This is a genomic window from Herbaspirillum sp. Her3 (assembly GCF_057961275.1).
In genome coordinates this window covers 5,044,205-5,058,000 of record NZ_CM176328.1, presented here as the reverse complement: position 1 = coordinate 5,058,000, position 13,796 = coordinate 5,044,205, and the positions used below count along the sequence as shown (strand labels likewise).

The window sequence follows — 13,796 nt, the reverse complement described above, 5'->3', positions numbered from 1 at the left end:
TCAACTACCTCTGCGCTTAACCACGCAGAGAGTCTAGGCGCGAAATTAAGTAGTTGAAATTGAAGGCCAGGCTGGTGATGGAAAAATTGTTTGCGTTTCAGACGTCAGGATTGGTTAAAACATGGTAAGACGTGTTGATTCAGGGTATCACTAATCAAGTGAACCCTAGGACATGATCTGGACTTACGCATAGGAATTGATCTATTTTGGTTCGTATATTTCTGGCAGGACTTATCTGCCTCCTAACATCAAGATAGTACGTTTCAATGGTGTCATACGTGAACGGCTCCATCTTGAACAGTTTCTCGTCGGGATTGATTGATAAAGAATCGTGCATACGCTCTGCTTTTGCCTCTTAGCCTGAGTTCCAGGGGAAGGGCGGCCAACAATCCACCAGAAACGGCGGAGTAGTAGTGCAATCTGGCCGTCAGCGTCCGGATACTGTTGTAGCCAGTAGTCCGGAAGATAAAAGTCCCCAGTTCGTCAGCCTGATCGATCTGCACGTTGAGGCGCCCGTATGGCTTGCACTGACCTTGCGCGAATTCGCAGGTGTCGGGGCCCGGGCAGGGAAGATCGGCGATCCCATCCTGGGTCAGACGGCGGCATGTGGCGCCGTTACCATTGCACAGTGGCCTGCCGGCATGTCGGTCAAAGAAGCAGTAGGATGCGCGCAGATTCAGATCAGGCTGACTGAACATGACCGTGACAGGAATGGCGCGCAGCTTATTGCCGGAGGACGCTGTTCGATAGACGGCATCGAGCGGATGCGGTGCCCAGCCGTCGTGCAGCTGTATCTGGCTGGTGATCGTAAATTGATCATCCTTATCCGGTAGCTTCCGTCCGTTCTTTTCCACCACTTTGCCAATTGAAATCCGCCCGAGAACAGGCGGGGTAATGCATAGACCTTTGATCATGGGATGCTCCAAAAAAGTAAAGCCAGGCATCCGAAGATGCCTGGCGATCAGGGGAAAACAAGGAACCGGCGGCTGCCGGCTTTGAGAGAGAGATAGCTTTTGAGCAGAGTTGGGTGGTCGGCTTCCAGTCGGCTGGTATCGAGCTGAGTACTGTCTTTGCTGCGCTTCCAGGAAACGGATCCCGTCTCGAAAAGCGCCCGACTGGAGCTTCCCATCATCTGCTGGATGGTTTGCTTCAGCTGCTGCTCGATCTTGTCACGGGTGGCGATTTCTTCCCGGATGGCCTGCAGATCCGCAAAGACAGCCGACATGGCGCGGTTGTCCCGGAAATCGGCCACATCGCCATAGTCATGCGAATACAACGATCGCAAGGCACGATCCGCCGACTCCGAGCCGTCGGCGGGTGGTTGGATGTCCCTTTCGACGTAATGCCAGAACTCTCGCTCGAGCTTGATCAATCCTTCGATCAGCTCGTCATCACGGTCAATCCGGTGAATCTGGATTTCTTGCCCGCAGATCAATACGCACACATCGGCCGCTTCTTTACCGGTCACCGCCAACTGGTGCTGGACTTGACATTGCACGTATTCAGGTACACCTTCGCGCCAGATCCTGGCCCCAAACTCGCCGGCGGTCTTGCACTCCAGGATCTGGACACCAGGCGCTCCCAGAATCTCGCGATCAATGTTGGCGAGCATCCAGGCCTTGTCAGGATCGGGATGCTGAAGGACCGCGTTGATCTTGCGTACCTTGTTGCCAGTTTCGTGCGTGTAGTGAGTCGCCACAATAGGTTCCAGGAGACTGCCCCAGTAGGTTGCACTGGTACGGTCTCCCGGGTCGGATTGGGGCAACAGGTGGGCGCGGCCCGTCTTGATCATCCATAGCTCCAGCATGGATTGGTGGGGATTCAATCCGATCGCCGCAGCGGCATCCGAACTTCCGATGCCCTGACGCCGCACTGATAGCCATTCTTCTCGAGATAGATCCCGGGTTTTGACCAGTCTTAAGGCTGCACGGCCGGGACGCCTGGTCGATTGAGCATTGGGTACAGGCATAGCACTCCTTTCAGAAAAGAAAAAGCCCGGGTGCTTGACTCGGGCTTTATGTTGTTGAGATCAAGGTTCAGTTCACCAGGGCGATGGCTTGAGCCAGGGCATCATTCTTCAGATTGGCGCCTGTACCGAACCAAGCAGAGTCCAGGCGGTAGTCCGTGCTCCTTGCGCGGCGTTCATGGTCCACAAATTCGGTCACCGCATTGAGCAGACCGAATGCGGTGTTTTTGGTGGAGGACAGCTCCGCACCCCGGCCATGGCCGGCATACAGCTCCCGTACTTTCTTCATGGCGCGTTCGTTGGTGAATTTCTCCTGGGGATTGGCAAAGAGTTGAGTAATGAAGGCATCGGCCTCAATGTGTTTCAGTTTGCGTTCCGAAAGTTTCTTCATCTGGTAGACGAAGTCTTCCCACGAAGATGATGACAATCCCAGCTGTCTCTTGACTGCCTTGGGATCGAAGGTGGTGGAATGAGGTACTTTGACGGCGGCGCTTCCATCCTTGAGTGCGATGGCTAAGGTGTTGTTGCAGACAACCCGAATGCTGGTGAACTGGGCGGTTGTGGCCAACGTACCATCGCATCCGGTAGCCAGGAGTAAATAGCCGTTCATCGTGTCATTGCCCTTGATGTTGGCGGTCATGTTGGTCTTGGCAAGCGCCCACACCTTACGGCCCCCTTTGAGAACGCCCGCTGTTTCCAAGGTAAAACCATGTGCCTTGGTCAGATCACGATAGAACTCCAGCACATCGCGAGGCTGTACGACCTGGAATCGTTGCGAGACCACCGAGAGGGCGGCGCCGGTGTCAGAACGATAGAGCACTTTCTGATCGTCGAATGCGCAGTGGCCTGCGTTTTCGCCAGGCTGGAAGTAGACAGGGGACTCCTGGATATTCCATTCCATGCCGGCCTGCTTGGCCCAAACGGAGATGGGGGATCTAGCTGAGAGCTGATTGCCGAGACCGTGCCAGGGTGTGGCGTTGGCGTAGGCCATTGTTTCAATCAGGTGTGCCATGGTGATTTCCTTTCTAGAATGAAAAAAGCCCGTCGTGAGACGGGCTGTTGAGAGGGCAATGAAGGGGATTAACTGGAGAATGTGTAGTTGCAGTCGGCGCAGCGGTATGTGCGTAGAACCTTCGGAACGACGTTGTCGGTTATTGTTGATTTTGTCTTGCAACCACTTGCACTGTCGACCAATGTATCGATGCAGGATTTCGCAAATATCACCAACGGGAACCTCCGCGGGGGCGAGCCGCCGGGACCAGTTCCGATTTTTCTGGTAACTGGCGGTGCAGAGCGGCTTGGTGCAGTACCTCTTGTGACGCCGAACAAGCCGCCGATCCATTTGCCGCGGTGCTGAAAGCGTAGATTCAAGGAGTGGCAGGCAGGGCAGGCGAGACTCATGCTGTTCCTTTGTCGGTCAGGAATAGGAAGGTCAGCACGGCGTTTCCCACGATACTGAGGATGAGGATAATACGGAGATTCAACATGAATATTCCTTGGTGAGCGTTAAACGAGGAGTTGGAAGAGTTACTTTTCCAGTCTCACACAAGGAATATATATCTGAAGAATTCTAGGATGTATCGGTAAGCAATGGTGTTGGTGGAATGTCAGGAAGGGAGCTTTTCGACGAACGTGAGTGCGTCCCTGTCCGTCATCGGATGCGAAAAATAATAGCCTTGTGCAGAAGGGCACTTGAGCTGCTGCAGCACCCTAACAGAAAGCGCGGCAGCTTCTGGATGCTGTTCAGCGTGGGCGATGAACTCCTGCACAATTTATGCGGATGAGATTAATCGCCGTATATGCCCCCAGCCAAGGAAGCGCATCTGAGATCTGCCCTGCGTACGACGCGACCAGTGCACAGAGAATGCTTAACACGGTGGTGACGGGAATGGAGTTGAGCGTCGATTTGCGAACGACATCGAGCTGGTCGGCGTGGATAAGCCGTAAGAGGGAGGCATTTTGTGGTAAATAGGCCGGCTGATCAGTAGTCATAAGGCAGGGAAAGCGTGAAGCATTGTTGTGGGGGGCAGGTCGTTCGATAGATGAAAACATCGCGTCAATGCGCGTCGGACACGGCCGTTGAGGACAATGACTTTTCATCGTTCGTCGCTGACTTCGGCTGACATTTTTCTGGGCGTGAGTTGATTGACGCGGCAAGATGGCGTTTCAAGGTGATGGGGTGCACACCGAGGTGTGCAGCGACATCGGAGGGGCGCCAGTTATGGACATCAACAAATCGACGTGCCTGTGTAATCTGCGGTCCGGAGAGGCGAGGACGCCTGCCAATTCTCTTTCCTTCGGCCTTTGCGGCAGCCAGGCCGGCACGGGTGCGTTCACTAATGAGCGCCCCTTCAAACTCGGCCAGGGCGGCCATCATATGAAAAACGAGACGTCCACCCGAGGAGCTGGTATCGATGTGTTCGGTGATGGAGTGAAAAGAAATACCTCGTCGGTTCAGGCTATCGAGAATCCGAATGAGGTGAGAAAGAGAACGTCCCAAACAATCCAGTCGCCAGACGGCGAGCGTGTCACCGGGACGTAGACGTTTGAGTAATCGCAGCAAACCTGGGCGCTCAGTCGATGCACTCGAGATCCCCAAATCTTCAAGGTGAGCAGGTTTGTCTGGATCACGGCAGTTCGCCAGCTAGGGTAAGCCGTCTGCAGAGCACTCCCCAATAGATTAAGAATCATATTTCAAACAAGACCTCGTTTCACTCCGCAACTGGAATAATCTGGCGTTGCTCGTCCTCAATTGGCTTCATTCAACAACCCATGCTCCACCATCCCCCTACGCGCCTCTTGCCCCGCAAACATCGTCAAGAAAGCCCGCCCCGCCACAGCAGACCCCGAGCGCGCTCCAACCGCCCCGGCATACACGGTATAGCTTTGAATGGCAGCCGGTAACGGCCCCACCAAACGCGCCCCTTTGACCAGCAGGATTTCACTCTGCTGATGCAAGGCCAGCGCAGCGCTGCCATCCACCAGCTTCTCCGCCACCAGCCCCCCAGGCACAAGCACTTCCTTGGCATGCATCTGCGCAGCGATGCCCAACTGCTCAAACAATTTTTCCAGATAGATGCCACTCGATCCCCCCGCCTTTGGATCAATCAGCGCAACGGAGGGCGCCTCCAGCAACGCCTTCTTGAACTGCGCGACGGTAGCGATGGCGGGCAACGGCGCACCTTGCTTCACCGCCACCGAAATGCCCACGCGCGCAATCGGTCGGCTGCTGGTGAGGTTCAGATAACCATCCTTGCCCAGCCCGTTCAACACGCCATCCGGCAGCACCGCCACGTCAAAGGCCGCTCCTGAACGTACACGTTTATCCATCACGCCGCCGGTCGCATTTTCGACCGTCACATGGATACCGCTGCGCTGCTCAAAGTCCGCAGCAACGGTCCGCACGACCGGCGCAATGGCCCCGGCAGCAAATACCTTGAGCTCCTCCGCCGACGCAGGCGAGGCGATCGAGACGGACAGGGAGGCGATAGCAAAAAACGAGACACAGAACGAACGCACGGTTTCTCCAGGATATCGATGACGGCCGATGAGACAGGCGCAAGCAGAAGGGGAGGACAGCCGCGCCGATTATACGTTGCGTAGTTGTACCGCGTTGACGCCGCGCAGCCGGGGCGACAGGACCACGCCCCACCCCGAATGTAATGAAATGTATTGAGATCGCCGACCCAATACGTTTCATTACTTTTCTCGCCGTTGACGACATATTGCCGCGCCAACAGCCGGATATAGTCAAAGCTAAGAATGGGAATCATTCCCATGTTGCTACAGGCTTTCCCTCATCAGGTTCTGCAAGGAAGCATCGTGAATTTCAAGTGTCTTTTTTCCGGGCTGGCGATCGTGTCCGCCCTTGTATTGTCTGCTCACGCCTCGGCGCGCATGGTGACCGATCTGGCCGGGCGCAACGTCGAAGTCCCCGATCATCCGCAGCGCGTGCTGCTGGGCGAGGGGCGCTTCGTCTTCGCCATGGCCTTGCTGGACCGGGACAATCCGGTCCAACGTATCGTCGGCTGGCAGGGCGAACTCAAGGCCCAGGACCCTTATGCCTGGTCGCAACTGCTCCAGCGCTTCCCGCAAGCGGGGCGCGTGCCGCTGATCGGCAAGACGTCCGAGGCCAGCGTCAGTCCCGAGAAGATCGTCTCCCTGCAACCGGATCTGGCCATCTTCGGGCTCACCGGTCACGGTCCCACACCCTCCAATCCCATGCTGCGGGCATTGCATGACGCGGGCATCCCCGTCATCTTCATCGACTTCCGCGACAAGCCCATGCTGCACACCATCCCCAGCATGCAGCTGCTGGGCCAGGTACTGGACCGCCAGAAGGAAGCGCAGCAATACATCGATTTCTACCAGTCGCACCTGGCACGGGTGAAGCAGATCGTCGATCCGGTCCCCGCTGCGCAACGTCCCAAGGTCTTCGTGGAAATGCTGGCCGGCGTCTGGCCCGCCTGTTGCCACACCACAGGCAACGGCAGTTTCGGCGATATGGTGCAGGCCGCCGGCGGCCTCAATATCGCTGCGGCCACGGTGCCGGGAACGCTGGGTGACGTCAGCATGGAATATCTGCTGTCGCATCAGCCGGACGTCTACGTCGCCACCGGCAGCCGTTCCGAACCGGGCCGCGATGGTTTGCTGATCGGGCCCGGCGCAGCGGCCACACTCTCGGCGTCGAGCCTGTCGGTCCTGCTCGCGCGTGATGGCATCCGCGATCTGCAGGCGGTCAAATCGCATCACGCCTTCGGTATCTGGCACGCCTTCTACAATTCGCCCTACAACATCCTGGCCATCGAAGCGCTGACCAAATGGTTCTATCCGCAACGCGCCGCCGCACTCGACCCGGATGCCTCCAAGGATGAGTTGTATCGCCGCTTCCTGACGGTGGACGGCACCGGCACCTATTGGACCCAGCCCGCCAAATGACCTCCTCGCATCACCTGCCCCTGGAGAGCGCGGTGGCTTCCGGGTCGTCCGCCGTGATCGATCCGGTGCGCGCCTATCGCCGTGCAATCCGTCGCCGCACGATGTTCACGCTGGTCTTGCTGGCCCTCATCGCCGCGTCGCTGTTGCTGGATATTGCCACCGGTCCGGCCGGATTGTCCCTGCACGATCTGCTGCGTACCCTGTTCCATGCTGATGCCGTGCCGCCCGCCATGCGCGTGGTGGTGTGGCAGTTCCGTCTGCCCACCGCGCTGATGGCCTTGCTGGTCGGGATGTGCCTGGGGCTGGGCGGCGGCGAGATGCAGACGGTGCTGGACAATCCGCTGGCCAGTCCCTATACGCTGGGCATCTCGGCCGCTGCCGCGTTTGGTGCCGCACTGGCCATCACCTTCAACTGGCATTTCCCCTTGCTGCCACCGGGCATGACCATTTCAGCCAGTGCCTGCGTGAGCGCACTGTTGTCGGTGCTGGTGCTGGAACGGGTGGCACAGTGGCGTGGAGGTTCCACCATGGGCGTGATCCTCTTCGGCATCGCGCTGGTCTACGCCTTCCAGGCGCTGATCATGCTGCTGCAATTCGTCGCCAGCGAAGAAGCCTTGCAAGGCATCGTGTTCTGGACCATGGGCAGCCTGGCGCGTGCGAACTGGACGACCGTCACCATTCTTGCGCTGGCCTTCGTGCTGGTGGCGCCTTTCGCCCTGCGTGACGCATGGCGGCTCACTGCCGTGCGCCTCGGTGAGGACCGTGCTGCGAGTTTTGGTATCGACATGCGCCAGTTGCGGCTCATCAGCCTGCTGCGCATCAGCGTGCTGGCGGCCTTGTCCGTCTCCTTCGTCGGGACCATCGGATTCGTCGGCCTGGTGGCGCCGCACATCGCGCGCTTGCTGCTGGGCGAGGACCATCGCTATTACCTGCCGGGCAGCGCCATGGCCGGGGCTCTGATCATCTCGCTGGCTTCGGTGGCCTCCAAGTCCATCCTGCCGGGCGTGCTGATCCCGGTGGGCATCGTGACCTCGCTGGTCGGTATCCCGCTCTTCCTGGCCATCGTCGTGCGTCGCTTGCGGCAAGACTGATTTCTCCACCCTCACGGTTACTTCATCATGAACAAAGCGTTCTTATCCCTGGCCATGCTGTTTGGCATGGCCGCTGCCTTGCCCGCGCATGCGGCATCGGAAGATGCCTGTGCAGTCACCCTCCAAGGCCAGCCCGGCAAGAAGTTCTCGCTGCAGCGGATCGATGTGCCGGCCACCTGCGAGCGCTTCACCGTGCACCTGGTTCACACGGGCAAGAAGCCCAAGGAGCTGGCCGGTCACAACTGGGTCCTGGTGCGCACCGCGCAGATCGATGGCGTGATCCGCGACGGCCTGCAAGCAGGACCTGTCGCCGACTACCTGCCGCAGCACGACAGCCGCATCATCGCCGCCACGCCGATGCTGGGCGGCGGCGAGCGCGCCAGCGTGAGTTTCCCGACCGCGCGTCTGCGAGCCGGCACGGACTACACCTTCTTCTGTTCCTACCCCAGCCACTCCATGCATATGCGCGGCACGCTGGTACTGCGTCCGCAAGCACAGCCGTGAACGGTAATTCGCTCCACGTCAGCGGCCTTGCGGTCGCCTATGGTCCGCGTAAAGTGATCGATGGGCTGGATCTGCCCACCTTGACGGCGGGCTCGGTCACGGCGCTGCTGGGACCGAACGGCAGCGGCAAGTCCACGCTGCTGCGCTCCCTCGGCGGGTTGACCAGCATGCAGGCCGGCAGCATCCGCCTGGGTGAACTGGAGCTGGCGCACGCTGGCGTTGCGGCGCGCGCACAGCACGTGGTGTACATGCCGCAGACCTTGCCGCGGCCGATTCATCTGTCGGTCTTCGAATCGGTGCTGGTGGCTGCGCAGGCCCAGCAGCGCAGCCGGCCCGACGTGCGCGAGCTCGAACGTGTGCAGGCCCTGCTGCAGCACCTTGGTATCGGCCATCTGGCCCAGCACCATCTGGACGAATTGTCCGGTGGCCAGCGGCAGCTTGCGGCACTGGCGCAGGCGCTGGTGCGCCGGCCTCGGGTGTTGCTGCTGGATGAACCGCTGTCGGCACTGGACCTGAACTATCAGCATCTGGTCATGGAGTTGCTGCGGCGGGAAACGCGCCATCATGGCCTGGTCACGGTGGTGGTGCTGCACGATCTCAATACCGCCTTCCGCCACGTCGACCGGGTGTTGCTGTTGAAGCGTGGCCGCTTGTTGGGCGCAGGTTCCGCACGCGAGGTGCTCACTCCGGCAGCACTGGCCCAGGCCTATGGCGTGCAGGCCCGCGTCGAGCCCTGTTCACAAGGCTACGGCCAGGTGCAGATCGACGGCCTGCTCAGCGTGGAATGACGATGGTCACGCGCAGACCGCCGCTGGCGCGATTGGCCAGGCGGATCTCGCCACGATGCGCCTGCACCACCGTGGCGGCAATCGACAAGCCCAGGCCGAAGCCGCCCGTGCTGGCGTTGCGCGAGTCTTCCAATCGGTAGAAAGGTTCGAGTACGCGCTGTTGCAGTTCTTCGGCAATGCCGGGGCCGTCGTCGTCGACCGTGATGGTGACCTGCGTGGCACTGTCGTGGAGCTGGATGCGCGCCCGCTCACCGTAGCGCAGCGCGTTCTCCACCACGTTCTGCAGGCAGCGCCGCAGGCTGCGCGGATAGCCTTCCAGCGCCTGCGCATGGCCGCCGACGGCCACGTCGCCCCCTACCTCGGCCTGGTCGCTGCGCAGGCTTTCCACCAGGCTGTTGAGATCGATACGCTGGCGATTCTCCTGCACGTCGATGTCCTGCACGACGTTCAAGGTGGCCGAGATCATGGCGTCCATCTCGTCGAGGTCCTTGCGGAATTTTTCTTTGCGATCTTCGTCGGCCAGCATTTCAGTGCGCAGTTTCATCCGCGTGATCGGAGAGCGCAGATCATGCGAGACCGATGCCAGGAAGCGCGTTCTTTCGGCGATGTTGTCGATGATGCGCCGTTGCATGGCATTGAATGCCTGCGCTGCCGTGCGCACTTCCAGTGGTCCATCGGTGGACAGCGGCGGGCTGTGGATGTCTCTTCCCAGCTTTTCGGCGGCATGGGCCATGGCCTGCAATGGCTTCATGGCCAGCCGTACTGCCATCCACGCCACCAGTGCCACCGCAAAAATACGCAGCGCATAAATGCGGACGATGTAATCCAGCGTCGCGCTGTGCGGCACCGTGCTCATGCCGGCCTGGCCTTCCTGGATGTCGGCCTGCAGCCAGCTGCCATCCTTCAGCGCCACTTGCACCACGAAGCGGCCGTGCGGGAATTCATCGGTCAATAATGTCCGCCAGGCACCCTCCCGCGTGCCGCCCCGGTCGTCCAGTTCGGCTTGCAGCATATGCCACGGGCGCGCCCCGGCATGCTGTTGCAACACCTCCGAAAAAAGCGCCGTCACGCTTTGCCCGGCATGGCCCGCTGGTGATGCAGCAGGCGCATGATCCGGTCCGTTTTGCATCAAGGCGAGATTGAACTGGCTGCGCGACAAGGACTGCACCAGATCCGCGCGTTGCGCCGGGCTGGCCTGGTCGAGGATGTTCACCACGTCAGCCAGGTGGGTGGCTGCCAGTCGGGTCGGCATTTCCATGGCGGTGCCGTAGCGCATGTCGTACCAGATGGTGCCGGTGAGCATCTGCGCCACCAGCATGCCCGCCACGAGGATCAGCGCCAGCCGGCCGGTGAGCGACTGCGGCCACCACCGCAAGCGAAAGGGCAGAGCCGTCATGCGTCGTAGAGGACATCGGCCATCAGCATGTAACCAGTGTTGCGGACGGTGCGAATCAATGCAGGTGCGCGCGGATTGTCCGCCAGTTGCTGACGCAAGCGGCTGATGCAGACGTCGATGGTACGGTCGAAGGGCGTGGCTTCCCTGCCGTAGACGAGGTTGAGCAGATAGTCGCGTGAGAGCGCGCGCTTGGGATGATCCAGCAGGGTACGCAATACCTGATAGTCGGAACTGCCCAGCGTGATGGTCATGCCCTGCGGCGAGATCGCCTGGCGCGCCTGCGTATCCAGTTTCCAGCCGGCAAAACTGATATAGGCGATGCGGTCGCTCTCCTGCTGCTCGGGGAAGCTGCGGGCGCGCCGCAGGACGACCTTGATCCGTGTGAGCAGCTCGCGCGGATCGAAGGGTTTGGGCAGGTAATCGTCTGCGCCCATTTCCAGCCCGACGATACGGTCGATGAGCGTGCCGCGGGCGGTAAGCATGATCAGCGGCGTGTTGCGCTTCTTGCGCAGTTCGCGGCACAGCTCCAGTCCGTCTTCGCCGGGCATCATGAGGTCGAGGATGATGATGTCGACCTGTTCCTGGCCGAGGATGTGCCACATCTGCTCGCCACCCGTGGCGGTGTAGGGGCGATAGCCGGCCGATTGCAGGTATTCGGCCAGCAGCTGGCGGATTTCCGGATCGTCATCGACGATCAGTACGTGATCTGGTTTGCCCATGAGCGCGAGGTCTTGCAGGCCGTCATTCCGTTTTTCCAGCGTCGCGGAAAAGCAGAAGATCTTGATGGCGGCGGCGTGTTGCCCAAGACAAGATTCGTTCAAAAATGAGAATCATTATAGCTTGAGCTACCGGACAAGGACTCTCCGGCCTATGCGCTCCAGTGCATGAGGCGCCGTCTCAGGTCAAAGACGCGTGCCGGGCCGAAAGCCCGCCGAGGCATTCCAATCCCCAAACGCCCGCGACTTGACCCCGGCTTCGATCAGGCACTTTTTCACCAGCCTCAACACCACCAGCGCCAGCCCGAACATCACCACCAGCAATCCCGTGCGCAACAGGGCTTCGCTCCACATCGGCAGGCCCGGTGTGGGCAAGGGCAAGCGTACCGGTCCGGCCTGCGCTAGCCAGATCACCATCCCTGCCAGCCATCCCATCACCGGCACGAACGGCAACATCACCCGCCATCGCAGTACCACCGGTCCGCAGAACAGCAGCCAGTACATGAACACCGCCAGCGGCAAGAGCACGTGACGCAGCGTGCTCACCACTGCCGGTAGCAGCTCCACCCGCTGTCCTGCGGCCAGTCCCGCATCTGCCATGCCGGTCAGGACGATGCACACGAGCAAGACGGCCAGCGTTGCCGAGGTATCGGTCGGCGCGTACGAGCCGCGCTGCTCCCGCCACAGCAGTTGCGCGAAACAGCCGCCGCACAGCAGACCGGTCAGCACGGTGGTGATGGCGGCAGGCATCGGCAGCGCCCGATGCAGCAGCGCCGCCACCACCAGCGCGATGCCGGTCACGGCAATGCCGATTTCCATGGTCCATCGGATGCGCCGATGCAGCGGCAATACGTGGATGTGATCGTTCACGGTCGCTGGCCTGGCACGGAGCGGGTAGGCTGCACGTGCGCGCGACAGCACGCGCGCAAGAGGAGGAGCAAGCGAAGAGGCAAGCGGCATGGGGAAACTCCTCGGCGCCACGTGGTGGCAGTGAGTGCAGGGAGATCAATCAGGAGAGGTAGCATTAAGCAAATTTTAATGCTCGCGTCATCAAATGAAATCAGTCCGTTTGGACTGGAAAGCCCGCGGCAAGACATGCATTGCCTGCATGCATCGTGCGGGTCCTGCTGCGCCCAGTCCATTTGGACTGGTTCATTTCTGCAGGTCCTCCCTTATAATTTTTTGCCCCTTTTTTTCAGGAATGGGAACCGGGCCTCGCCCGCATTTCACCGGCCGGCATGGGGTATGCCGGTCCTCGCTTCGTCTCCTGTGGAACGCTCATCGTCTATGTTGTTGCTTACCGGAAGTACCGGATTCATCGGGGGAGCGCTGGCCGCTCGTCTCATCAAGACGCCTCGCTGGGAGCGCACGCTGTTGCTGGTCCGATCGGCCAACCGCGAAGAAGGATGCGCACGTCTTGCCGCCAACCTGCGCCTGCATGGCGTGAGCGAACAGGCCCTGCTGCGCCTGTCGCCCGGGCAGATCATCTGCGGCGACCTCACCGGTGTGGAGCGCTGGATCGATGATCCACGCCTGCTGCAGGTTACCGATGTGGTGAACTCGGCGGCACTGGCCTCCTTCGGCAGCCATCGTTCCATCTTCCCCACCAATGTCGATGGCGTGCTCAGCATGGCTCATGGCCTCAGCCGCGGCCGCAAGCTGCGGCGTTTCATACAGATCGGCACAGGGATGTCCTGCGGACGCAATGCGCCGCGTCCGGTCTCGGAAGATTACGCACCCGGTGACGACGTGGAGCACTACCTCGACTACACCGCCAGCAAGTACTAGGCCGAACAGCGCCTGCGCAACGAATTGCCGGACCTGCCGCTGGTGATCGCGCGGCCCTCCATCGTGGTCGGTCATACCGAACTGGGTTGTGCCGCCTCGGGCAGCATCTACTGGGTATTCCGGCTGGCGCGCGCCTTGCAGGCTTTCCCGTGTGAGCTGGACCAGAAGATCGACGTGATCCCGGTGGACTATTGCGCCGAGGCCCTGCACCTGCTGCTGGAAAAAGCCACCCTCAAATACTCGGCCTACAACATCTCTTCCGGACCCACGCACGCCTGCACCTTCGGCCAGATCGACGAAGCCATCAGTTTGGGAACGGGCGGCAAGAAAATGTCACGCTACCGCCAGACCCATTACGAAAGCTTCCTGCAGATGCAGGACCGCTTCAAGGATCTGATCGGTCCCTGCAACCGGCGCATCGTGCTCAAGGCGATTCGTTCGTATGGGTATTTCGCAGCCGAGGAAGTGCTCTTCGACAATGCGCGCCTGATGGAAGAAGGCATGCGGCCGCCGCAGCCGCTGACGCATTACGTGACCCTGTGCGAGCGTACCAGCAAGGATATTCTGATCGCCCAGCAGATGAAGTACGACTACAAGACCTGAGCACGA

Annotated in this window: 11 protein-coding genes and 2 pseudogenes; 5 read left to right on the top strand and 8 right to left on the bottom strand. The window is 60.2% G+C overall.

Annotated features, from left to right (window positions below; genetic code table 11):
* Positions 1 to 344: 344 nt before the first annotated feature.
* The 5 genes and pseudogenes from ACVC5H_RS23010 to ACVC5H_RS22990 all read right to left on the bottom strand — a co-directional run.
* Positions 345 to 914 (bottom strand): annotated as a pseudogene (locus tag ACVC5H_RS23010) (recombination directionality factor); the annotation flags it as partial.
* A gap of 47 nt (positions 915 to 961) precedes the next feature.
* Positions 962 to 1,969 carry a YqaJ viral recombinase family nuclease gene (locus ACVC5H_RS23005; protein WP_489620032.1) on the bottom strand — a complete coding sequence of 336 codons (1,008 nt, stop codon included), beginning with the start codon at positions 1,967 to 1,969 and terminating at the stop codon, positions 962 to 964.
* A 67-nt stretch (positions 1,970 to 2,036) separates the two neighbouring features.
* Entirely contained in the window at positions 2,037 to 2,978 is a 942-nt protein-coding gene (locus ACVC5H_RS23000; RefSeq protein ID WP_489620031.1) for a DUF932 domain-containing protein, read from the bottom strand.
* 1,044 nt (positions 2,979 to 4,022) lie between these two features.
* Positions 4,023 to 4,529, bottom strand: a complete 507-nt coding sequence (locus tag ACVC5H_RS22995; protein ID WP_489620030.1) for a recombinase family protein — start codon at positions 4,527 to 4,529, stop codon at positions 4,023 to 4,025.
* Between the two features lie 185 nt (positions 4,530 to 4,714).
* Positions 4,715 to 5,485 (bottom strand): molybdate ABC transporter substrate-binding protein, encoded by a 771-nt coding sequence (locus tag ACVC5H_RS22990; RefSeq protein WP_489620029.1) that lies wholly within the window; start codon positions 5,483 to 5,485, stop codon positions 4,715 to 4,717.
* 339 nt (positions 5,486 to 5,824) lie between these two features.
* Here ACVC5H_RS22990 and ACVC5H_RS22985 point away from each other — a divergent pair, with 339 nt between their 5' ends.
* The 4 genes from ACVC5H_RS22985 to ACVC5H_RS22970 are packed head-to-tail and all read left to right on the top strand — an operon-like array spanning position 5,825 to position 9,287.
* The gene (locus ACVC5H_RS22985; RefSeq protein ID WP_489620028.1) at positions 5,825 to 6,904 is read left to right on the top strand and encodes an ABC transporter substrate-binding protein; all 1,080 of its coding nucleotides are present in this window, start codon (positions 5,825 to 5,827) and stop codon (positions 6,902 to 6,904) included.
* The gene (locus tag ACVC5H_RS22980) at positions 6,901 to 7,995 is read left to right on the top strand and encodes a FecCD family ABC transporter permease (protein WP_489620027.1); all 1,095 of its coding nucleotides are present in this window, start codon (positions 6,901 to 6,903) and stop codon (positions 7,993 to 7,995) included. The genes ACVC5H_RS22985 and ACVC5H_RS22980 overlap by 4 nt, the downstream gene beginning before the upstream one ends.
* A 27-nt stretch (positions 7,996 to 8,022) precedes the next feature.
* Positions 8,023 to 8,499: an azurin gene (azu, locus tag ACVC5H_RS22975; RefSeq protein ID WP_489620026.1), complete on the top strand. Its 477-nt coding sequence runs from the start codon at positions 8,023 to 8,025 to the stop codon at positions 8,497 to 8,499.
* Positions 8,496 to 9,287 (top strand): ABC transporter ATP-binding protein, encoded by a 792-nt coding sequence (locus ACVC5H_RS22970; protein WP_489620025.1) that lies wholly within the window; start codon positions 8,496 to 8,498, stop codon positions 9,285 to 9,287. The genes azu and ACVC5H_RS22970 overlap by 4 nt, the downstream gene beginning before the upstream one ends.
* Here ACVC5H_RS22970 and ACVC5H_RS22965 read toward each other — a convergent pair.
* The 3 genes from ACVC5H_RS22965 to ACVC5H_RS22955 all read right to left on the bottom strand — a co-directional run bounded on the left by ACVC5H_RS22965 (position 9,274) and on the right by ACVC5H_RS22955 (position 12,269).
* Positions 9,274 to 10,683: an ATP-binding protein gene (locus tag ACVC5H_RS22965; RefSeq protein ID WP_489620024.1), complete on the bottom strand. Its 1,410-nt coding sequence runs from the start codon at positions 10,681 to 10,683 to the stop codon at positions 9,274 to 9,276. The two genes, ACVC5H_RS22970 and ACVC5H_RS22965, sit on opposite strands and share 14 nt — an antisense overlap.
* On the bottom strand, positions 10,680 to 11,402 hold the full coding sequence (locus ACVC5H_RS22960) for a response regulator (protein WP_489620023.1): 723 nt from the start codon (positions 11,400 to 11,402) through the stop codon (positions 10,680 to 10,682). Before ACVC5H_RS22960 ends, ACVC5H_RS22965 begins: the two co-directional genes overlap by 4 nt.
* 183 nt (positions 11,403 to 11,585) lie before the next feature.
* Positions 11,586 to 12,269, bottom strand: coding sequence for a hypothetical protein (locus ACVC5H_RS22955; RefSeq protein ID WP_489622760.1), 684 nt, complete (start codon positions 12,267 to 12,269; stop codon positions 11,586 to 11,588).
* On the opposite strand from ACVC5H_RS22955, the pseudogene ACVC5H_RS22950 reads away from it, so the two are divergent.
* Positions 12,162 to 13,790, top strand: a pseudogene (locus tag ACVC5H_RS22950) (SDR family oxidoreductase). The gene ACVC5H_RS22955 and the pseudogene ACVC5H_RS22950 sit on opposite strands and share 108 nt — an antisense overlap.
* The last annotated feature ends 6 nt before the right edge of the window (positions 13,791 to 13,796 follow it).